The 20391-nt window shown below is 72.9% G+C and carries 16 protein-coding genes; 9 read left to right on the top strand and 7 right to left on the bottom strand.

Annotated elements, in window-relative coordinates; all coding sequences use genetic code 11:
- Window positions 1–115: 115 nt before the first annotated feature.
- Together H4W81_RS10975 and H4W81_RS10970 are read left to right on the top strand one after the other, a co-directional pair.
- Entirely contained in the window at window positions 116–1402 is a 1287-nt protein-coding gene (locus H4W81_RS10975) for an alpha/beta hydrolase (RefSeq protein WP_192774712.1), read from the top strand.
- 568 nt (window positions 1403–1970) lie between these two features.
- Window positions 1971–2663, top strand: a complete 693-nt coding sequence (locus tag H4W81_RS10970; RefSeq protein ID WP_192774711.1) for a DUF4097 family beta strand repeat-containing protein — start codon at window positions 1971–1973, stop codon at window positions 2661–2663.
- A 338-nt stretch (window positions 2664–3001) separates the two neighbouring features.
- Here H4W81_RS10970 and H4W81_RS10965 read toward each other — a convergent pair whose 3' ends face one another.
- The 3 genes from H4W81_RS10965 to H4W81_RS46925 are packed head-to-tail and all read right to left on the bottom strand — an operon-like array spanning window position 3002 to window position 4945.
- On the bottom strand, window positions 3002–3184 hold the full coding sequence (locus H4W81_RS10965) for a hypothetical protein (protein ID WP_192781463.1): 183 nt from the start codon (window positions 3182–3184) through the stop codon (window positions 3002–3004).
- 4 nt (window positions 3185–3188) lie between these two features.
- Window positions 3189–4259, bottom strand: a complete 1071-nt coding sequence (locus H4W81_RS46930; RefSeq protein ID WP_318781658.1) for a Gfo/Idh/MocA family protein — start codon at window positions 4257–4259, stop codon at window positions 3189–3191.
- Window positions 4256–4945 (bottom strand): sugar phosphate isomerase/epimerase family protein, encoded by a 690-nt coding sequence (locus H4W81_RS46925; protein WP_225958549.1) that lies wholly within the window; start codon window positions 4943–4945, stop codon window positions 4256–4258. The genes H4W81_RS46930 and H4W81_RS46925 overlap by 4 nt, the downstream gene beginning before the upstream one ends.
- A gap of 44 nt (window positions 4946–4989) precedes the next feature.
- On the opposite strand from H4W81_RS46925, the gene H4W81_RS10955 reads away from it, so the two are divergent.
- Window positions 4990–5961, top strand: coding sequence for an adenylate/guanylate cyclase domain-containing protein (locus tag H4W81_RS10955; protein WP_192774710.1), 972 nt, complete (start codon window positions 4990–4992; stop codon window positions 5959–5961).
- 8 nt (window positions 5962–5969) lie between these two features.
- Here the strand turns inward: H4W81_RS10955 and H4W81_RS10950 are convergent, their stop codons facing one another.
- The 3 genes from H4W81_RS10950 to H4W81_RS10940 all read right to left on the bottom strand — a co-directional run bounded on the left by H4W81_RS10950 (window position 5970) and on the right by H4W81_RS10940 (window position 11811).
- Window positions 5970–6905 carry a S66 peptidase family protein gene (locus H4W81_RS10950; RefSeq protein ID WP_192774709.1) on the bottom strand — a complete coding sequence of 312 codons (936 nt, stop codon included), beginning with the start codon at window positions 6903–6905 and terminating at the stop codon, window positions 5970–5972.
- Window positions 6906–7121: 216 nt separating this feature from the next.
- Complete coding sequence (locus H4W81_RS10945; RefSeq protein WP_192774708.1) at window positions 7122–11123, bottom strand: hypothetical protein; 4002 nt, start codon at window positions 11121–11123, stop codon at window positions 7122–7124.
- Window positions 11124–11208: 85 nt separating this feature from the next.
- A complete protein-coding gene (locus H4W81_RS10940) occupies window positions 11209–11811 on the bottom strand; it encodes a class I SAM-dependent methyltransferase (protein ID WP_192774707.1) in 603 nt (200 codons plus the stop codon).
- A 56-nt stretch (window positions 11812–11867) separates the two neighbouring features.
- Between H4W81_RS10940 and H4W81_RS10935 the strand changes: the two genes are divergently transcribed.
- The 3 genes from H4W81_RS10935 (at window position 11868) to H4W81_RS10925 (ending at window position 14491) form a co-directional block, all read left to right on the top strand.
- The gene (locus tag H4W81_RS10935) at window positions 11868–12683 is read left to right on the top strand and encodes an alpha/beta hydrolase (protein WP_192774706.1); all 816 of its coding nucleotides are present in this window, start codon (window positions 11868–11870) and stop codon (window positions 12681–12683) included.
- A 270-nt stretch (window positions 12684–12953) separates the two neighbouring features.
- Window positions 12954–13832 carry a GNAT family N-acetyltransferase gene (locus H4W81_RS10930; protein WP_192774705.1) on the top strand — a complete coding sequence of 293 codons (879 nt, stop codon included), beginning with the start codon at window positions 12954–12956 and terminating at the stop codon, window positions 13830–13832.
- Window positions 13833–13894: 62 nt separating this feature from the next.
- A complete protein-coding gene (locus tag H4W81_RS10925) occupies window positions 13895–14491 on the top strand; it encodes a cadmium resistance transporter (RefSeq protein WP_192774704.1) in 597 nt (198 codons plus the stop codon).
- Here the strand turns inward: H4W81_RS10925 and H4W81_RS10920 are convergent.
- Window positions 14477–14929 carry an Lrp/AsnC family transcriptional regulator gene (locus H4W81_RS10920; protein WP_192774703.1) on the bottom strand — a complete coding sequence of 151 codons (453 nt, stop codon included), beginning with the start codon at window positions 14927–14929 and terminating at the stop codon, window positions 14477–14479. The genes H4W81_RS10925 and H4W81_RS10920 overlap by 15 nt on opposite strands.
- 79 nt (window positions 14930–15008) lie before the next feature.
- Here H4W81_RS10920 and H4W81_RS10915 point away from each other — a divergent pair, with 79 nt between their 5' ends.
- Genes H4W81_RS10915 through H4W81_RS10905 form a run of 3 tightly spaced genes read left to right on the top strand, consistent with a single transcriptional unit; the run spans window position 15009 to window position 20383 of the window.
- Window positions 15009–18266, top strand: a complete 3258-nt coding sequence (locus tag H4W81_RS10915; RefSeq protein ID WP_192774702.1) for an indolepyruvate ferredoxin oxidoreductase family protein — start codon at window positions 15009–15011, stop codon at window positions 18264–18266.
- A 57-nt stretch (window positions 18267–18323) separates the two neighbouring features.
- Window positions 18324–19925 (top strand): alpha/beta hydrolase, encoded by a 1602-nt coding sequence (locus tag H4W81_RS10910; protein ID WP_192774701.1) that lies wholly within the window; start codon window positions 18324–18326, stop codon window positions 19923–19925.
- Complete coding sequence (locus H4W81_RS10905) at window positions 19922–20383, top strand: hypothetical protein (RefSeq protein ID WP_192774700.1); 462 nt, start codon at window positions 19922–19924, stop codon at window positions 20381–20383. Before H4W81_RS10910 ends, H4W81_RS10905 begins: the two co-directional genes overlap by 4 nt.
- Window positions 20384–20391 lie beyond the last annotated feature (8 nt).

Here is a 20391-nt window from a genome sequence, read left to right as displayed (position 1 = left end):
GCCGCAAATCATCAGAAGTTTGATGGTGAGCGCCCAAAGCCTGGCTGATGTCGCCACATGAAGTGACATGAGCACAACTGGTCACATACGTGGGTCTTCGAGTAGGTTCGGGCGTGTGCCGTGGCCCCTGTGGCGTCCTCTCGCCCGGCGCGGCCTGCGCCTGCTGGGCCGCGTACTGGCCGGCGCGGTCGTCGTCGGGCTCGCTCCCGTGCTGGCCCTGGCCACCCTCGGCGGCCTGGCCACCCTGATCACCACGCCCGCCGTCCTGCTCGGCGCCGCTCTGGGCGTCTTCGCCGCGATCCTCTTCCTCGGCCTCCTGCTGATCCTGCCGCGTCCCGCCGCGCGGCTCCCCCGCTGGCTGCGCGCCGTCGTCGTCCTCGGCGTCGAGACCCTGGTCGTCTGGCAGGTCGCGGCGGCCACTCTCGGCCCGCTCGAGAGCCCGCCGCCGCTACCGCCCGTCGCGGGCCAGCGGATGTGGGACCTGCCCACCGGCTCCAGGCTCGCCTACGTCGCCACGACGCCGAAGCGGCCGCGCGGGCTGCCGCCCGTGGTGGTCCTGCACGGCGGCCCCGGCCGGGCGGACCTGGACGGCGACTCGGCGTTCTTCGGCGCGCTGGCCGCCGACGGCCACCCCGTCTACGTCTACGACCAGCTCGGCGCGGGCCGCTCGGCCCGGCTGTCCGACCCCGGAGAGTACGGCCTGACCAGGGACCTCGACGACCTCGAAGCGATCCGCCTGCGGCTGCGGGCCGACCGGCTCGTCCTGGTCGGCCACGCGGAAGGCGCCCTGCTGGCGTCCGCGTACCTGGCCCGCCACCCCGACAGGGTGGACAGGCTCGTCCTGTCGTCACCGGCAGGACTCCATGCCCCGCCCACGGGGGCGGTGCTGACCCGCCTCGACGCCGCCCAGAACCGGCGGCTGGCGCTGTCCCTGCTGCATCCGCGCGTCCTGACCGCCTCCACGCTGCTCCAGGTGAACCCCGCCACCGCGCGCTCCGTCGTCGGCGACGCGGAACTCGACGCGCGGCTCGACGCCTACCACCGGCTGCTGCTGCCCGCCCTGCGCTGCGCGGGAGGCGCCGCACCCGCCACCTCCACCGGCGCGTACGCCAACCTGGTGCGCCGTCCCATTCCTCCGTGGATCCGGGAGGGCATCACCGGCAGCCAGGTCCCCGCGCTGATCATCAAGGGGTCCTGCGACTACCAGAGCTGGTCGTCGGCCGCCGATTACCGGACGCTGCTGCCCGGCGCCCGGCTGGTCTACCTGCGCCAGGCGGGGCACGACGCCTACCGCGACAGGCCGGGGCCCTACCTGGCGGCGGTGCGCGCCTTCCTCGCCGGACGCCCGCTCGAACCGTACACCGGCGACCTCCCTCCGCCCGATTTCGAGGGGCCGCCCTGAGCCGTACGGTGGTCCCCGGCAACCCGCCGCAAGTGGCTCTTCCACCGTCCGGCGGCGAGCCCTACGGTCGGCCCATGATCAGCGTGGATCCCGGATACGAGCACATCAGGAAGCTGCTCACGCCCGGGAGCGGCTCAGCCTGCCAGGGCCCGACCTCAAGTGGTACGACCTGCGCCCCGAGGACGTCGTGACGGGATCCGGGCCGAGGCTCGTAGGGTTCACGCACGCGAGCCCGCCGCGAACGTTCCGGCGATGATGGCCTGGAGCCCGTTCGAAGGCCGCGTCGCCGTGCGCTGAGTATCCTTCCCTCAACGCCACGATCAGCGGTGCCTCGGCGTCACCGTCCAGGAGCGCGATCAGAGGGTCGAGTGACGTGGCGCCGGGCGGACGGGCGGCCTGCTCCTGGAGGACCGGTCGAGCATGGGGCCGGCGATCTCCATTGGAGCCTCTTTCCGCATCATGGAAACTTAGTTCTGGATCATGGGACGCTACTTCACGGGGTTGGTCCAGGACAAGGCAAGGGCGATCCCCGATGCCGCCTTTTCCTTCCCCGGGAGAGCATGGAGACATGAAGCGAAAAGGCGTGATCGCCCTGGGTGCGCTGGTGCTGTCCGGCACGGCGCTGACGGGTTGCGGTTTTGTCGGTATGGGCAGGGCATCGGACGAGAAGACCGAGACCTACGAGGTGTCGGACAAGGTCGCGGGCCTGGACGTCATGAGCGGTGCCGGCGACGTCGTGGTCAACGAGGTCGACAGGACCGGGATCAAGGTCACGGAGAAGCGGCACTGGCGCGACCGCGAGCCCAAGACCTCGCATGAGGTGAAGGGCGACACGCTCGAGCTCGCCTACAGCTGCGAAAGCGGCGACAGCTGCTGGGTCGACTACACGATCGAGGTTCCCAAGGGTCTTCGCGTCAAGAGTGACACCGGCTCGGGCGACCTCACGCTGCGCTCGCTGACCGGGGAGGTCGAGGCCAAGGCGGGCGCGGGCACGATCGACGGAAACGGCCTCGGCGCCAAGCGCGTCGTCGCGGAGTCCGGCTCCGGCAGCCTCGAGCTGAAGTTCGCCGGCGCACCCGACGACGTCGAGGTGACGGTCGGCTCGGGCGATGCTACGCTCCACCTCCCGCGGGGTTCCTACGACGTCACCGCCGAGGTCGGTGCGGGCGACGCCGAGGTGAAGGTGACCGACGACCCCGGCTCGCCGCGCAAGATCATCATTCGCTCGGGCGCGGGCAACGTGAAGGTACTGCCCGGTTAACCAGGTGACTGACGGCCCATATGTCGGGGATGATTCTGGGACGTCCGAACGGTCGAGCTCGGCGAGCTGGATCTGGAAGAGCGCCATGCGCTCCGCCGTGTGGCGGGCCTTTTCCACGGAGCTTCAGGACGTCACCGAGGTCGAGTACCGCCAGCTATGGCTGGAGCGGGTCGTCCTCGTGGGTGTCTGGCGCCGCCTTCACCGGGCTGGTCCTCTACGAGCCGCCCGTCGTGGTCGGGACGTCGCTGGGCGGCGCGGCGACGGCGGCGGCCCGGGCCGCCCTCGCGCGCGGGCGTACGGGCGAGGCGCTCAGGATCTTCCTGCGCGGCGTCGTACGGCTACCGCCGTCCCAGGCCCGGCTGGTCGGGATGATCGCCGCCGTCCAACGCCCTGGCCGGGGTGCTGCCCGCGAGCGAGCGGGTGACCCTCCCGAAGCAGGGCCACGGCCGCCACCTGCGCGCTCCCGGCCTGGTGGCGCGGGTCATCGAGGAGCACAGCCGGCGGATCTCGTAGGCGGTCACGACCTCAGATGGCGGCCTCCCACGGTTCGGGCGGGGTGAAGGTGGAGGTGACGGGGACGAAGCGGGACTCCTCGGCCGAGGTCAGGATCGCGGTCATGACCTCCACGACGTGCAGCGCCAGCTCGCCCGACGCCCGGTGCGGCCGTCCCTCGGCGATGGCGCGGGCCATTTCCAGCACCCCGATGCCCCGTCCCGCGGTGCTGCCGCGCACCGGCAGGTCGGTCCAGTCGGGGGCGCCGGTGCGGCGCAGCCGTACGGGGCCGTCGAAGTTGTTCGGGTTGGGCGCGGCCAGGGTGGCTTCGGTGCCGGTGAGCTCGAGGAAGTCGCCGCGCGACAGCGGCGAGTCGAAGGAGAACACGGTGGTGGCCCGCTGTCCGCCGGCGAACTCCAGCAGGGCGTTGACGTGCGTGAGCACCTCCACGTCGAAGACGGTGCCGGCCAGCGGGCCCGAGCCGACGCGCCGCCGCGCGTGCGCCCTGCTGCCGTTGGCGGCCACTCTCGTCACCGGCCCGAAGAGGACGGCGAGCGCGGTCAGGTAGTAGGGGCCCATGTCGAACAGCGGTCCCGCGCCCGGTTTGAAGAAGAATTCGGGGCTCGGGTGCCAGCGGTCGGGTCCCGGGCCCTGCAGGAGCGTGATCGCCGATAACGGGGTGCCGATGTCGCCGGCGGCGAGGCTGCGGGCGACGGTCTGGAGCCCCGCGCCCAGGAAGGTGTCGGGCGCGCAGCCGACCCTGACCCCCGCCGCCTGGGCCGCCTCCAGCAGGTCACGGGCGGAGGCGGGGTCCAGGGTCAGCGGTTTCTCGTTGTAGACGTGCCGTCCCGTGGCGACGACCTCCGCGGCGACCTCGGCGTGCGCGGCCGGCACCGTCAGGTTGACCACGATCTCGACGTCGGGGTGGTTGACGACCTGCGCGACCTCCCCCGCGACGGGCACGCCGTACTCCTTGGCGACGGCCCGCGCGCGGTCCACGTCGAGGTCGGCGCAGGCGATCACGTTCAGCTCGGGGAAGGAGGTCAGGTTGGTGAGGTACTGCTGGCTGATGTTGCCGCAGCCGACGATGGCGATCCCGGTCACCGGCCCTCCACCTCGCGCAGGTAGGCGAGGGAGTCGGCCAGCGCGTCGAAGATGTCGGTGGCGCAGCTGTCGAGCTCGACCACGCGCCTGGCCTGCGGGGCGGCGGCGAGGATGTCGGGGATGGGCAGCGTGCCCGAGCCGACCGCGGTCATCGGTTCGCCTAGCGTGGCCGGGCCGTCCTTGACGTGCAGGAACCGGACCCGCTCGCCGAGCCTGCCGAGCAGCGCGGGCACGTCGGCGCCGCCGACGGCGGCCCAGTAGACGTCCACTTCGAGCACCACGGCGGGGTCGAGCAGGTCGGCCAGGACCTCCAGGGCGGGCCGCCCGCCGACCCGCGAGGCCAGCTCCCAGTGGTGGTTGTGGTAGCCGACCGTGACGCCGTGGCCCGCTCCCCACGCGGAGGCGGCGTTCAGCGCGTCGGCGGTCCGCCTGATCCCCTCCTCGGTCGTGAACTCCTCGGGCCGCACCATCGGCACGATGAGGGTGTCCGCGACCTTGAGGTAGTCGTCCCTGTTCGGGCCGAGCAGCGGGGCATGGGCGGAAGGGACCTCGAACCCCTCGACAGGGGTCAGGTCGAACGGTTCGACCGCCTCGTAACCGAGTGCGGCGAGCCTGGTGAGGGTTGCGGTGGGGTCGGCGGCCAGGTGGTCTCTGAGGGTGTAGAGCTGCACGGCATAAGACCTCATGATGATGAACGCTAACTATGCCGGGTGTGTGGTGCAATGTCCCCATGACGGTCGATGACCCTGAGATCGACCTCCTGACGGAGGCCTTTCTCCGCCAGCCCGCGCGCTACACCAGTCATCAGGTGGCGGCGATGGCGGGCGTGCCGGTCTACCGCGCGCGCCGCTACTGGCGGGCGCTCGGGTTCGCGAACGTCGCCGACGATGCGGTGGTCTTCACCGACGCCGACGTGGAGGCGCTCAGGACCCTGGTGAGCCTGGTCGGCGACGGGAGTTACGACGAGGAGCACATGCTGCTGGTCACCAGGGCGCTCGGCAGGGCGACGGCCGCGCTGGCCGAGTCGCAGGCCGAGCTGGGCGCCGAGACGCTCGACCAGGCGGGCGTGCCGCTGGCCGAGCGGTCGACGGCGTGGCGGGCGCGCGCCGACCGCGTGGTGCCCTCGCTGGAGCAGCTGCTGGTCTACACCTGGCGGCGCCAGCTCGCCTCCGCCGCTGGGCGCATCGTGGACCAGGAGGTCGGCACCGTACGGCTGGCCGTCGGCTTCGCCGACATGGTGGGGTTCACCAGGATGAGCCGCCAGATCCCGGAGAAGGAGCTGGCGGGCCTGGTCGAGCGGTTCGAGGGCCGATCGGCCGACGTGGTCACCTCCTCGGGCGGCAGGGTGGTCAAGACCCTGGGCGACTCGGTGCTGTTCGTCGCCGACTCCGCGGCCGTGGCCGCCGAGATCGCGCTGCGCCTGATCCAGGTGCACGCGCCCGACCGGGCGATGCCCGACCTGCGGGTCGGTCTCGCGCTCGGCCTGGTGATCAGCAGGATGGGCGACGTGTTCGGCACGACCGTCAACCTGGCCAGCAGGCTGACCTCGCTGGCGCCCGCTGGCGGGGTGCTGGTGGATCCCGAGCTGGCCGGCGGACTGACGGGGACGGCGGGCTTCGCCCTGACCCCCGCCGAACCGATGACGGCCAAGGGCCTGGGCGAACTGCGCCCCTCCCTCCTGACCAGGGCGCCCCGCCAGTAGCCGCCTCGCTACATCTCCTCGGGTTCGGTCAGCACGGGCTCCAGGAAGGTGAGCGTGCCCTTCACGGTGTCGAGGCGGGCGCGCACGCCGATCGGGTACGTCTGCATGGCGACGTTGTGGCCGATGTCGGCGCCCGCCATGACCGGGACACCGAGGTCGCTGAGGCGGTCGACCAGCATGCGCTCGACGTCGCGCGGGTCGCCGCAGTCGGTGAAGGTGCCGAGGACGATGCCCGCGACGCCGTCGCTGTAGGTGGCGCGCCGCAGCTGGGTGACGTAGCGGTCGAGGCGGAACAGCTCCTCGTCCACGTCCTCGAGGAAGAGGATGGCGCCGCGGGCGGGAAGGCTGGTGTCGGTACCGAGGGAGGCGGCCAGCAGGGTGACGGTCCCGCCGAGCGTGATGCCCTCGGCGACCCCGGGGACGACCGTCCTGAAGTCGGGAAACGTCAGCTCCTTGACCTCCGCGGGGGTGAAGATCAGCCGCATCAGCTGGTCGAAGTCGTACTGGCCGGGCCCCTGGTAGAAGCCGTCGCAGGCGACCATCGGGCCGAACAGCGACACCCAGCCGAGCTTGACCGCGATCGCCTCCAGCAACGCGGTCACGTCGGAGTAGCCCACGACGACCTTGGGCCTGGCCGGGTCGATGACGCTCCAGTCGACGAGCTCGAGCGTGCGCTGCATGCCGTACCCGCCGCCGGCGCAGAAGACGGCGGCGAAGGCGGGATCGGCCAGCGCGGCGGTGAGCTCGGCGGCCCGGGTGGCGTCGTCGCCGGCCAGGTAGTCGTACTCGGTGCCGCCCGCGCGCACGGCGCTGAAGACCTCGGGCTTGAGCCCCACGCTCTCCATGGCGAGCAGGCCGCGTTCGAGGTTGGCCTGGTTGGGCGGGCCGCTGGCGGCGATCACCGCCACGCGGTCGCCGGGACGCAGGGCAGGCGGGCGGATCACTTCGTTACCTCCGGAGGGTCAGGTGGCAGGGGTCGATCGTGCCGCACTCGCCGAATGGTGGCGACAGCGACCCCGGGTCCCCAAGCGTCGTGAACGCTTGTGAGCCTGACCCCGCAACCTTTCGACGCTTCTCCCTGCTGACGCGGAATGAATCGACCCAGGACGTGGTGCCGACGGGCGTCTGCTGTTCTTCGCCAAGGTCGGCGGTCGCGCGTCCTAGCGGCAGCCGCCCGGGTCGACGGAGGCCACCTTCCAGTCGGCCCCGGGAAAGGGCGACATGAAGGAGGCCAGCAGGTCGACCGCGTAGCCCGGGGTCTGGCCTCCCGCGTCGAGGAGCGAGACGACCTGCGGCCCGTCCGCGCCGCGCAGCGTCAGCGAGCCCCCGCGGCGGGCCGGCACCAGGCCGGGCTTGGTGTCGACGGTCACGCACGCCAGCGGCACGCTGCCCGCCTTCACCGCCTGCCTGGAGCTGATCGGCCGCATCCGCTGGTCGTAGCGGCGCAGCCGCAGCGACGTCGCGGGCCCGATCCGCACGCTCTCGTCGAAGACGTCGGGGCCGACGCTCCTGGTGACCTTCACGTCCAGCTTGACGTCCGGCCGCAGGTCGACGCCCGCGGTGCGCAGGTCGAGCCGGTCGTAGCCGCCCTCGAACCCGGGCGAGACGAAGCCCGCCGCGGCCGGCGCGGACCCGCCGAAGGGCACCTTGCCGGGGCGGACCCGCAGCCACGACATCCCGTGGACGGCAAGCGTGACGTCCTCGATCCTGCTGCGGCCCAGGCCGAAGCTGCCGTCGAGCTGGTAGGCGAGGAACCCGCCCGCGTAGGGCACGTCCTTGCGGGCCGCGACCTTCCGCGCGGCGACGGGGGCGAGGTCCAGGCCGGTGCGGGCCCGCAGCAGCCTGGTCGGCGTCGGCTTGGACACCAGGTCGATGGACAGGTCGGGGTTGAGCCTGGCCGTGGTCTCCTGGGCCAGGTCCCCGACCTCGAGGACGGTGTCGAGCAGGCGGCCCTGCGGCGGCTGGTACGCCTTCTCGACCAGCGCGGCCTGGACGGCGAGCAGGCCGTCGAGGGTGCCTGCGTCCGCCTTGTAGGTCAGCTGAGGCACCTGCAGGCCGTTGGGGTTGGTGTCGGCGTCGATGCCGAACACCGCGGGGACGTCCGTGAAGCGGAGCAGGCCGGTGGCCCCGTCCATGGTCACGGCCGCTTCCATGCGCTTGACGGGGGCGGAGTTGCGGACCCTGACGCGGGTCTGCCCGCCGTACCGGCCGGTGATCGAGACGGTGGCGGGAACGGGGTCGACGAGCACGCGCCCGCGCAGCCCGCCCCCGTCGGCCTCGGCGCGGACGTCGAGGGTGCCCAGCGTGGCGGGCGGCAGGATGGTGTAGGCGGCGGTCACGGATCTACCCTCGACGCCGATGGGGCCGACCGTCATGCTGGTGATCGCGGACGGCAGGCCGGTGAGGGTGGCGCTGGCCCTGATCGGCACCGGGGCCAGCACCGAGCTGTCGAGGTAGAGCGCCAGCCGGCGGCCCTCCGGACGGAATCCGGCGAAGGTGAAGGTCTTTCTGGCCAGGTCGACCCGCACCGTGCCGGGCAGTCCGCGCACGTCGACGTAGCCCTTGAGGCCCGGCCGGTCGCGGGTGCCGCCGTCGACGAGGGAGAGCCCGCCAGGCACGTGCGGGGGGTCGGCGATGGCGGCGGAGTCGCCGAGCCAGACCCGGCCCTTGAGCGCCACCTCGCTCCCCTCGTAGGTGAGTCGGCCGCCCTCTGTCGAGACGGCGACGCGACCAGGGGCGGGGCCGACGGTGGCCAGGGCGCCCCAGCGCTGACCGCCCGCGGTGCGCAGGTCCGCGTCGAGCGTGACCGGACGGCGGGCGGCTCGCACGTCGGCGTGGAAGCCCGTGCGGGCCGGGTTCATCGCGAGGTCGGCGGTGCGCAGCTCGTCGAGGCGGGCGCTGGCGTCGAACCTGCCGGTGGTCGTGTCGTGGTGGGCGGCCAGGTGCGGGCCCTTGGGCGCGGTGGCGTCCGCGTGGTTGGCCACCGCGATCGTCGCCGACCCGATCGGACCGGACAGCCCGCGGAAGCTCACCGCCTCCCCGGCCGCGCCCTGCGCGGGCGTCGCGCTCTGCGTGGGCGTCGGCGTCGCGCTCTGCGTGGGCGTCGTGCTCTGGGCGGGTGTCGTGCTCTGGGTGGGCGTCGTGCCCTGCGCGGGGGCGCCCCAGGTGGCCTGCCAGCGGGCCGGGACGCCAGTGGCGCTGACGGCCGCGCGTAGGTCGCCCGCCCTGGCCGAGGCGGTCACCGAGGTCACCGGGGCGTCGGCCGTCCAGTCCAGCCGCCTGGCCACGCTGTCGGCCACGACCGACACCCGCCCGCGCACGCCTCGCACTCCGGCCCGCAGCGTTCCCTGCCCCGACGCCGCGTGCAGGTCGACGCGCGCCAGCCTGGCGGGGCTGCGCACCTCCAGGCTGGTCCTGGGCCCGAGCTCCCACGAGGCGCGCACGCTGTCCCGCACCCCGCGCACGCTCGCGTCCACGCTCAGGCCCGAAGCCGGGTCGGCGTAGGCGGCGCGCAGGCGCTCGATGGCGCCGTCCGCGGCGTAGACGGCCCTGCGGGCGGCCGGGTCCAGCTCGGCTTCGAGCGTGGCGGGTGTGTTGGAGAGCTCCAGTCTGGCCAGGTGCCTGCCGTCGATACCGGCCGCGCCGACGAACGGCCCGCCGCCCGAGCCGAGCCTGAGCTTGACGCGCGGTGCGGCGCCGTACGTCACGTCGAAGCCCGCGACCCGCGCCAGCCTGGCGGAGACGCCGAGCCGCGGCCCATCCTTGATCATGGTGACGTGGTCGCCGTCGAGTCCCGCGATCGCGCCGCCGCCCCGCTGGAGCAGCAGGGTGCAGCCGCCGAGCGCGGAGCTTGCGGTGTGGACGACGCGGTTGGCCGCGGCGTCGTGCTCGATCGTCATCCTGGCCGGCAGGCCGGTGAGGCTCGCCTGGACGAGCGTCTGGTCGCGTGCGGCGTCGTAGAAGGTGAGCTCCGCGGCCTTGGGCCGGGGCGCGCCGGCCGTGACCGACAGCCCGCCGGAACGCGCCGTGGCGCGGAACTCCCGGGGCAGCCGCTTGATCGACAGCCCCGCGGCTCTCGTCAGCCTGCCCTCCTGGAAGAGGTAGTCGTGGAAGGTGGCCGAGGCGATCGGCGCGGCGCTGGCGAAGCGGACGTCCCCCGGCCTGGTCAGCTCGGCGGTCAACTCCGCGCCCATCCTGTCGACGGTGACCTGCGTGAACCGGCGCCCCCCTGCGACGGCGAGCGCGTCGAGGCGGGCGGGCGAGGAGGCGGTGGCGCTCAGCGTGCTCTTGTCCCCGTCGAAGGCGGCGTGGGCGGCGAAACGCTCGGTCGCGGGCGTCTGCCCGAGGCTGAGCATCGCCTTGCCCTCCAGTCCCGCGATGGTCGCGACGGAGGCGCCCGGGTCGCTGCGCCGTACGGTGGCCCGTACGTCGATCTTGCCTTCGGCGAGGGCGGCCAGGTCGACGGTGAACAGGCCCCAGTCACGGCCCGACAGGGCTGTGCCCCGCCGGTAGCCGTCGAAGCCGACCTTCACCACGCGTCCCTCGCCGACGCCGTACTCGGCCCACACCTGCGCGCTGACCGGCTCTCCCAGCTGGACGACACCCAGGCCGATCCCCACGCTGCCACCCTCCGCCTTGCGCGGCACCAGCGTCGCGGTCAGGTCCGGCAGGCCGTCGCCCGTGACGTCGGCCTGCACGGGTGTGGCCACCGGCCGCGCCGACGAGCACGCCGCGGGCAGCCGTTCGGCGGCCGCGCACAGCCTGAAGGTGACCAGCGGCACCCCCTCCCGCTCGCCCGTCAGCGCGCGCGTGCCCTTCACCGGCAGCAGGCCGAGGCCGTCGCGCGCGTCCGCGGGCAGGATCGCCTCCGCGGACGGGCTGTCGGCGCCCATCCGCCGCTTCGCCTCCGCCGCGACCTTGCCGGCCAGCTCGGGGCCCGCGGGCACGGTGACCTGCAGCTCGCCCGGCCCCTTGGGCGTGTCCTGTCCGACCTGGGACGCGAGCGACGGCCCGCCCGCCGGGGCCGCGGGGGCCGCGCCCGGCACCTCCACCCGCGCCACCGGCTCGATCTGTGGCTTGCCCCCCTTTGGTACGGCATGAGCCACAGTGGGCACGCCGAAGACCAACGCGCAGGCGAGCAGGACGCAGGACAGCCGCGACATGACGGGCATTCCCCCGGGAATGTGGTTGCGCAATTACGAAAGGTAAGAGCCGACCACAACTCTCCACAGCGCGTCAAGCCCGGATTTACACGGCTATCCCGGTAAATGCGGTGAGGGTCCGCAACTCATGCCGGGTCACCTGCGCGAAGAGCTCCTCGAGCCCCGCCGAGATCATCGCCAGCTTGTCCTCCGGCAGGGTGAGCGTCCTGGCGATGCGTCCAGGCAGCGAGCCGCCGTGCCAGGCGATCACCACCCGCCCGCCCGGTCTGAGCACCCTGCGGAACTCCCGCAGCCCCGCGCCGAGGTCGGGCCAGAGCGCGACGTTGTTGACCGACACGACCCTGTCGAAGGAGCCGTCCTCGAAGCCGGTCGCGTCGGCAGTGCCGAGCCGCAGGTCGACCCGGCTGTCGGCGCGGTGCGGGCGACTGGCGAGGTCACGCATGTCCGGCGAGGGGTCGGCGCCGCAGATGCGCGCGGCGGGCCCCTTCGCGAGTATCCGGACCAGCCCTCCCGGCCCGTAGCCGACCTCGAGCACGTGGTCGCCCTCGCGGACGTCGATGAGGCCGACCAGCTCGCGCTGCTCGTTGGTCAGCAGCATGAAGCGACCCGCCAGGCGCCCCGCCAGACCGCGCGGCTGCGCGAACGGCGAGGTGATCGGCCGGTCGAAAGCCCACGGAGTGCTCTCCATACTTCGACTGTACGCCCCTTGTTGACAAAAAAAGTTGTCGGTGAAATGCTCCTCCCATGAAGACAGAAACCCTGCAGGTGCCAGGCGCGCGGCTCTACTACGAGGTCCAGGGCTCGGGCCCGGTCCTGCTGATGATCCCCGGCGGCCCCACGGACGCGGGCATCTTCGCCGCCGTGACCCCGCTGCTGGCCGAGCACTTCACCGTCGTGCCGTACGACCCTCGCGGGAACTCGCGCAGCGTCCCCGACGACCCCACGCTCGAGCAGGACATCGACGTCCACGGCGACGACGCGGCCCGCCTGATCGCCGAGCTCGGCGACGGGCCCGCCCACGTGTTCGGCAGCAGCGGCGGCGCCCAGATCGGGCTGAATCTGGCCGCCAGGCACCCCGCGCTCGTCCGCGTCCTGGTGGCGCACGAGCCGCCGTGCGTGCGGCTGCTGCCCGACGCCGACCAGGTCGTCGCGGGCATGGAGGAGGTGGCCGCCACCTACGAGCGCGAGGGCGTTCCGGCCGGCATGCAGAAGTTCAACGAGCTCATCGGCATGACCGAGCAGGATGCCCCACAGGGGCCGCCGAGCCCCGAGCAGCAGGAGATGTTCGGCCGCCTCATGGGCAACCTCGACTACTTCCTCGGCAAGGGCGTGCGCCCGATCAGCGGCTACCGGCCCGAGGTCGAGGCGCTGCGGACGGGCACGCCACGGATCGTGGTCGGCATCGGCGAGAGCACCGAGGGGCAGCTGGCCCGCCGCTCGGCGATCGCGCTGGCCGAGCAGGCGGGTCTCGAGACCGTGGTCTTCCCCGGCGGCCACGGCGGCTTCGCCGACGCCCCCGAGGCGTTCGCGGCGAAGCTCGCCGAGGTGCTGCGCGGCTGAGCGGGCGGGCCCGCCGTACCCTCCGTGCGGCGGGATCCGCTCGCCGGCCTGCCGGGAGGCTCTGGTTCTCCGGCGGGCCGCTCGGTCACTGGGCGGTGTGGCGGCGGCCGTTGACATGGTCGCGGGGCTGGCGAAAGATCCCGAATTGTGGGCAGGGAGAGCCGAGGCGCTGACCGACGCCACCCGGACCCCGCCACCCTGCGGTCGCTCGGTGAGGTGCGGCTGCTCGAGCACGCGATCACCCCCACGCTCCTCGACCGGATGGGATAGATGACCACCTACCGCGCCGCCACCCCTGCCGACGAGGCGGGCCTGCACGCTCTGTGGGCCGCCAGCTTCACCGCTCCGCACCTCCTGCCCCTCTACGAGAGCGACCCGGGCCGCCTGCCCCGCACCCTGGTGGCCGCAGGGGCGGACGGCGTCGAGGCGGTCGTCTACTGGCTGCCGCGCCGCCTGCGCAATGCCGACGGCGGGGTCGACCTCGTGGGCGGGGTCGCCAACGTCGCCACCCGCCCCGACGCGCGCCGTCGCGGCCACATCAGGAGCCTGCTGGCGCTCGCCATCGCGGACATGTCCGCGGCGGGCTGCGACTGGTCGCTGCTGTTCACCGGCAGCCCCGGCGTCTACGAGAGCTCGGGCTTCAAGGTCTTCTCCCAGTCGCTGACGCGCGGAACCCTCGCCGCCGCGACGCGTCCGTCGGCCTCAGCCGTACGGCAGGCCTCCGCGGCCGAGTGGCCGCTGCTGGCGGAGCTGTACGACCGGCACAACGCCCGCCGCCCCCTCACCACGGTCCGCACCGCCGACGACTGGCGGCACCGGGTGCCCGCCTACTACAACGACTCGATCGACCTGCGTCTAGTCGAGGGCTCGGGCTACGTGGTCCTGCGCTGGAGCCCCGACTCCGTGGAGCTGCTCGAGGCGGCGGGCGAGCTGTCGGAGCTGCTGCCGTGGGTGGCCGCCGAGGCCGCCGCCCGCGGGGTCACCCAGGGCCGCGCCCGTCTCACGCCCGGCGAGCCGGCGCTGCCCCTGCTGTTCGCCGAGTACGAGACGGTCGCCGACACCAGCGGCATGGCCCGTCCGCTCGCCGTCGACCCGTCCGCCACTCTCACCGCGCCGTCGGCGATCCACTGGGGCGCCGACTACTTCTGACCCCGCTCCCGCTATCGTCGAACCTCGACCGCTGCCGCCAGCCCGAGAGGATCCTCGCGCCCGTGGACCTCGGACTCGTCGGACCAGCCGCCGGGCTGTTCGCCGTCACCAACGTCGACGACCTGGTCATCCTGGCGTTGTTCTTCGCCAGGGCCGCCGGGCGTCCCGGCTCCGGCGCGTGGATCGTCGCGGGGCAGTACCTCGGCTTCGTGGCCATCCTCGCCGTCGCCGTGGCCGCCGCCTTCGGCGCCACCCTGCTGCCGCCCGCGGTCCTCCCCTTCCTCGGCCTGCTGCCGCTGGCCCTCGGGCTCAGGGCCGCGTGGCGCGCCTGGCGAGAGCGGGGGGAGGCGGCGCGGGCCGAGGTCACGAGCGCTACGGGGCCGCTGGCGGTGGCCGCCGTCACCTTCGCCAACGGCGGTGACAACATCGGCGTCTACGTGCCGGTCTTCGCGACGGCGAGCGCCGGAGCGATGTTCGTCTACGTGCTCGTCTTCCTGGCCTTGGTCGCCGTCTGGTGCGCCGCGGGCCGCTTCCTCGCCACCAGGCCCCTCGTCGCCACGACCCTGGCGCGCTGGGGACACGTCGTGCTGCCCGTCGTCCTCATCGGCCTCGGCCTGCTCATCCTCACCGAGGCCGGGCTGAACTCACAGCGGCAGTGAGCCGCCTGGCTTCAGCGCCTTCATCGCGATCTGCGAGGTGAGCTTGTCCAGGCCGGGAAGGCGGCCCAGCTTCTCCAGGCACAGGCGGCTGTAGGCCTCCATGTCCGCCACCGCCACCCTGAGCACGTAGTCGGGGCGGCCGAACATGCGCAGGCACTCGATGACGTCCTCGACCTGCATCACCGCCGCCTCGAAGGCCGTCACCGTCTCGGCGTCCTGACCTTCCAGCTCCACGAAGGCCAGCACCTGGAACCCGCGCCCCACCGCGCCCGCGTCCACGACCGCGCGGTAGCCGGAGATCACCCCCGTCTCCTCCAGGTTGCGCACCCTGCGCAGACATGGCGACGGCGTCAGCCGCACCCGCTCGGCCAAGTCGATGTTGCTGAGCCGCCCGTCCTCCTGCAGAAGGCGGAGAATTGCGCGATCCGTGGCGTCCATGGCAATAGATGCTAACCACTACGGAAAACACCGCAAGTATTGACATCGGATATCCCGACCCCTGAAATAATCTCTCGACATGACGACCGACGCGTTCATGAGCGGCACCCAGGCATTGGTGCGCCTCATCAAGGACCAGCTCGCCGCGGACCGCAGGGCGGGACTGGACACCGGCGCGATGGTCTCCGGCTATCCCGGCTCTCCGCTGGGCGGCTTCGACCAGGAGCTGGCCAGGTCGACGCCCGAGGGCGTGGTGCACCGCCCCGGCCAGAACGAGGAGCTGGGCGCGACCGCGGTGTGGGGCAGCCAGCTCGTCCCCTCGCTGCCCGATCCCCGCAAGGCGGGCGTCCTCGGCGTCTGGTACGGCAAGGCCCCCGGCGTCGACAGGGCCGCCGACGCGTTCAGGCACGGCAACTTCGTCGGCGCGCACCCCGAGGGCGGGCTGATCGCGCTCTGCGGCGACGACCCCACCTGCAAGTCCTCCACCCTGCCGAGCGCCACCGAGAGCACGCTCGTCGCGCTCGGCATGCCCGTGGTCTACCCCGGCACCGTGCAGGAGCTGCTCGACCTGGGCAGGCACGCGATCGCCGCCTCGCGGGCCAGCGGCCTCTGGGTGGCGATCAAGGCGGTGGCCAACGTGGTCGACGCCACCGCGACCGTGGACGTCGACCCCGATCGGGTCAAGCCGGTCATGCCCGAGGTGATGTGGCAGGGCACGCCGTACCGGCACACGCCCGACGCGACGCTGCTCACGCCGTACTCACTGGAGATGGAGCGCACCCTGGTCGGGCCGCGGCTGGAGCTGGCCCGCGCCTACGCCCGCGAGAACGGCCTCAACCAGATCACCTGCCCCGCGCCGGAGGCGCGGCTCGGCGTCGTCGCGGCGGGCACCGCCTACTACGACGTGCGCGAGGCGCTGCGGAAGCTCGGGCTCACCGACGAGATCCGGCTGCTGAAGATCGGCATGCTGTGGCCGCTGGAGCCCACGGTCGTCACGGAGTTCGCGCGCGGCCTCTCGGAGATCATCGTGGTCGAGGAGAAGGCGCCGCTGCTGGAGGGCCTGATCAAGGACGTGCTGTACGGCACGCCCGACGCGCCCGCCGTCACCGGCAAGGCGGTCATCCCGCAGCACGGCGGCGTCGACGCCGACCTGGTCGCCAGGGTGCTGGCCGACCGGCTCTCCCTCGACCTGCCCCGCCCGCGCGAGCCGCTGAAGCTGCTCGGCCCCTCGCGCACGCCGTTCTTCTGCTCGGGCTGCCCCCACAACCGCTCCACCGCCGTCCCCGAGGGCTCGGTCGTGGCGGCGGGCATCGGCTGCCACACCATGGTCGTGCTCAACCCCGAGGGCAAGGGCGAGCTGACCGGGCTCACCCAGATGGGCGGCGAGGGCGCGCAGTGGATCGGCCAGGCGCCCTTCACCGGCACCAGGCACATCTTCCAGAACCTCGGCGACGGCACCTTCCACCACTCCGGCTCGCTGGCCATCAGGGCGGCGGTCGGGGCGGGGGTGAACATCACCTACAAGCTCCTCTACAACAGCGCCATCGCCATGACCGGCGGCCAGACGATCACTCCCGCGCTGTCGGTGGCGGCATTGACCGGCTGGCTCGAGCTGGAGGGCGTGCGCAAGGTGATCGTCACCACCGACGAGCCCTCCCGGTACAAGGGCGTACGGCTCTCGCGCATCGCCACCGTCCGCGACCGCGCCCACCTGGAGGCGGCGCAGCGGGAGCTGGCCGCGATCGAGGGCGTCACGGTGCTCATCCACGACCAGCAGTGCGCGGCGGAGAAGCGGCGGCTGCGCAAGAAGGGCGACCTGCCCGACCCGGTGCAGCGCGTGGCGATCAACCAGCGGGTGTGCGAGGGCTGCGGCGACTGCGGGCAGAAGTCCGAGTGCCTGTCGGTGCTGCCGGTCGAGACCGAGTTCGGCCGCAAGACCGAGATCCACCAGTCCTCGTGCAACAAGGACTACTCCTGCGTCGACGGCGACTGCCCGTCGTTCCTGACGATCGTTCCCGGCTCGCGCAGGCGCTCGGCCGTCCCCACGCCCCCCGCGCTGCCCGAGCCCGACATCACGGTCAGGGACACCACGATCAGGCTCGTCGGCATCGGCGGCACCGGCGTGGTATCGGTGGCCAGGCTGCTCGGCAAGGCGGCGATGCTGGACGGCCGCCAGTCGCGCGGCCTCGACCAGACCGGGCTCGCCCAGAAGGGCGGCACGGTCGTCTCCGACCTGCGGCTCTTCGACGGCGACGAGGACCGCTCGGCCCAGGCCTCCGCCGGCTCCGTGGACGCCTACCTCGCCCTCGACGTCATCGGCGGCACCGACCCGAAGCACCTGCGCACCGCCTCCCCCGAGCGCACGGTGGCCGTGGTCTCCACCCACCTGTCGCCCACGGGGGCGATGGTGCTCGACCCCTCGCAGCACGTCACCGACCTCGGCCCGCAGCTGGCCGCCCTGGAGTCGCGCACCCGCTCGGTGGTCGCGCTGAACGCCGAGCGCCTGGCGCAGGCGCTGTTCGGCGACCATATGCAGGCCAACACGATCGTGCTGGGCGCGGCGTGGCAGCGGGGGCTGATCCCGCTGTCGCTCGCGTCGATGGAGAAGGCGCTGGGCAAGTCCGCCACCGCCTTCCACTGGGGCCGCGCGGTGATCTCCGCTCCCGCGGCGGTGGAGGCGCTCTTCACCGTGCCCGAGCCCGCCGAGCCCTCGGCGGAGGTGCTGCGGCAGATCGCCTTCGCCGACGGCGAGCTGCACCGGCTGCTCGCCGTACGGGTGCCCGACCTGGTCGCCTACCAGAACCCGCGCTACGCGCTGCGCTACCTCGAGGCGGTCCGCGAGGTTCACTCGCGCGCGCCCGGCCCGATCGCCGAGGCGTACGCGAAGCAGCTGCACCGGCTGATGGCCTACAAGGACGAGTACGAGGTGGCCAGGCTCCATCTCGACCCGGTCGAGCGGGCCAGGATCGCCGCCGAGTTCGGCCACGGCGCCCGCGTCGCCTACAACCTGCACCCGCCGGTGCTGCGCGCGCTCGGGATGAAGCGCAAGCTGAGCCTGGGCCCGTGGTTCGACCCCGCCTTCAAGGCCCTGTACGGCCTGCGCACGCTGCGCGGCACCCGGCTCGACGTCTTCGGCCTCGGCGAGGTGCGCAGGACCGAGCGGTCGCTGCCCGAGGAGTACACCCGCGACGTGCTGCGCGCCCTGTCGTCGGGGCTTCCCGAGGAGACGGTCATGGAGCTGGTGGAGCTGCCCGAGGTGATCCGCGGCTACGAGCACGTCAAGCTGCGCGGGGTAGCCGACTACCGGGCCCGCGCCGCCGCCCTGCTCGCCGTGTAGGGGTTCTTCTCGCGGATCCCAGCGCGGTGCGTGCGCGACTGGCTACGCTTCGTCGTCATGTCCGGCTTCCAGCTGGCCGTACGGCTGGCCTCCGAGGCCGCCCGCGCGCTCGACGACCCGGCGCGGGCGATGGCGGCGCAGGCCTGGGTCGGCGGCGGCGCGCCCGCGTTCGCCGCCGAGCTCGACCGGCGGCGCAGGGCGCTGGCCGCCGCGCTGGAGGCGGCGCTGGCCAGGCTCGCCGATGAGGGCGACGCCGTCCCGTCGCTCGCCGGACCGGCCACCTACCTGGGCGCTGCCAGGGGCGTCTTCGCCGGGGTCGAGCCCGCCCAGCTGCACCGCCTCGTCAACGGCCTGGCCGCCGCCGCGGACGAGCTGCCGCGCGCGGCCCACAGCCTCGGCGCGCCCGGCGTGGCCGCGATCGGCGTGTGGTCGGCCGACCGGTCCGACGACCTCCGCCGCCGCCTGGCCCTCATCCAGCGCGACGACGCCGCCCTGGCCCCCGCGCCCCTGGTCGCCTTCGGCCTGTACGGCGGGCACGCCCCCTCCCCCGCCGCCGACCTCCTCACGCGGGCCGCGGCGGGCGACACCGGCGCGCTCGCCCGCCTGCTCGATCTGCAGCGCCGGGCCGCCGACCCCACGCTCGCCGCCCGGGTCAACGCCTGGTGGCGGCTGCTCGACCCCTCCTCCCGCGACCGGGCGCTCACGTCGCTGCCGGGCCTCGGCCTGCTGGACGGCCTGCCCGCAGCCGTCAGGGACCGCGCCAACCGGGCGCTGCTGGCCCGCGAGAAGACGAGGCTCGCGGTGCTGCTCACCACGGTCCCTGCCGACCCCCACCTGCGGCTGACCTGGCCGGGCTTCCTGGACCGCGTGCTGCACGAGCTGCGGCACGTCCAGGCGATCGAGGACGGCCTGGCGGCGGGCGGCAGGAACGGGCGGCCGCCCGCGCTGCTGCTGTCCTTCGACACCAGGGCGCTCGGCCAGGCCGTCATCTCCTTCGGCGACCCCGACGCGGCGGACCGGGTGGTGGCCTATGTCCCCGGGCTCAACACCAGGCTGGCCTCCTTCGGCGGCGATCTGAACAGGGCCGCGGTCCTCTGGGACCAGGCCCACTACTTCGCCCCGGGGCAGCGGATCGCCTCGATCGCGTGGCTGGGGTACCGGGCGCCGCAGATCGACTGGCAGCTGAACGTGCCGGGCCGGAGCGTGGCGGCGGACGGGGCGGCGGAGGTGGGGGCGCGGTCACTGGTGTCGCTCGCGGACGGACTGCGGGCGAGCCACGACCCATCCCGATCGGCGAAGCTGACGGTGCTGGGACACAGCTACGGGTCCTTGGTGACGGGGAAGGCGGCGACGCTGCGATCTGGGGGATTCGCGGACGAGCTGGTGTTCGTGGGGAGTCCGGGGGTGGGCGTCAGGTCGGCGGAGGAACTGGGGGTCGGGCCTGGCAGGGTGTGGGCTGGAGAGGCGCCGGGAGACTTCGTCGCCGATCTGGCCCGCTTCGGCAACGACCCCTGCGACACGAGCTTCGGCGCCCGTCGTTTCGGCACGCGGGGAGGTTCCGTCTTCGGGGCGCATTCCAGCTACTGGGACGACGATTCACAATCGCTCAAGAACCTCGCCAACATTGTCAACGGCAACTATCACAAGGTCTCTCGATGACGCGGACGATTGTCCTTCTGATCCTTATTCTCACCGGATGTGCGGAGAAGCCCACCGTGAACGAACAGCAAGCAACAACTCGGGTTGAGCAGCTGATCCGCGACACGGTGAGGGTCATCGAGCCGCGACCACGACTTGACGCCTTTCTTCCTAGTCTCAACCGCCGCTATTGCGTCGACCCCGCAGACGGCGGCTCGGAGGAGCGGGTCGTCGTCAATCGCCGCTATTACCTCCGGGGGATCCCGAAAGACCGTTTCGTTGAAGTGGCCCATCAGGTGAAAGCCCACTGGCAGAAGGAGGGGCACGTCATCACCGGTGTCAACGGGCTCCAGGCCGGAGAGCCAGACATCTCCGGAAGGAGCCGGCCCGATGACTTCATTCTTTCGCTGTCCTGGACACAGGGGGACGTGCTGGGGATCGGGGTCACCTCCACCTGTGTCTGGCCTGACGCGACCTGACGCGAGCT

The organism is Nonomuraea africana (genome assembly GCF_014873535.1).
In the GTDB taxonomy this organism is placed as follows: Bacteria; Actinomycetota; Actinomycetes; order Streptosporangiales; family Streptosporangiaceae; genus Nonomuraea; species Nonomuraea africana.
Note: the sequence above shows the minus strand (reverse complement) of the source record. Positions and strands in the feature narration are given on the sequence as shown.

Excerpts from the sequence above, each read along its gene's own strand:
- H4W81_RS10930 (WP_192774705.1), top strand. The coding sequence starts at position 12,954 with ATGACCACCTACCGCGCCGCCACCCCTGCCGACGAGGCGGGCCTGCAC.
- H4W81_RS10955 (WP_192774710.1), top strand. The coding sequence starts at position 4,990 with ATGACGGTCGATGACCCTGAGATCGACCTCCTGACGGAGGCCTTTCTC.
- H4W81_RS10905 (WP_192774700.1), top strand. The coding sequence starts at position 19,922 with ATGACGCGGACGATTGTCCTTCTGATCCTTATTCTCACCGGATGTGCG.
- H4W81_RS10920 (WP_192774703.1), bottom strand. The coding sequence starts at position 14,929 with ATGGACGCCACGGATCGCGCAATTCTCCGCCTTCTGCAGGAGGACGGG.
- H4W81_RS46925 (WP_225958549.1), bottom strand. The coding sequence starts at position 4,945 with ATGAGGTCTTATGCCGTGCAGCTCTACACCCTCAGAGACCACCTGGCC.
- H4W81_RS10915 (WP_192774702.1), top strand. The coding sequence starts at position 15,009 with ATGACGACCGACGCGTTCATGAGCGGCACCCAGGCATTGGTGCGCCTC.
- H4W81_RS10945 (WP_192774708.1), bottom strand. The coding sequence starts at position 11,123 with ATGTCGCGGCTGTCCTGCGTCCTGCTCGCCTGCGCGTTGGTCTTCGGC.
- H4W81_RS10910 (WP_192774701.1), top strand. The coding sequence starts at position 18,324 with ATGTCCGGCTTCCAGCTGGCCGTACGGCTGGCCTCCGAGGCCGCCCGC.
- H4W81_RS10970 (WP_192774711.1), top strand. The coding sequence starts at position 1,971 with ATGAAGCGAAAAGGCGTGATCGCCCTGGGTGCGCTGGTGCTGTCCGGC.
- H4W81_RS10935 (WP_192774706.1), top strand. The coding sequence starts at position 11,868 with ATGAAGACAGAAACCCTGCAGGTGCCAGGCGCGCGGCTCTACTACGAG.
- H4W81_RS10940 (WP_192774707.1), bottom strand. The coding sequence starts at position 11,811 with ATGGAGAGCACTCCGTGGGCTTTCGACCGGCCGATCACCTCGCCGTTC.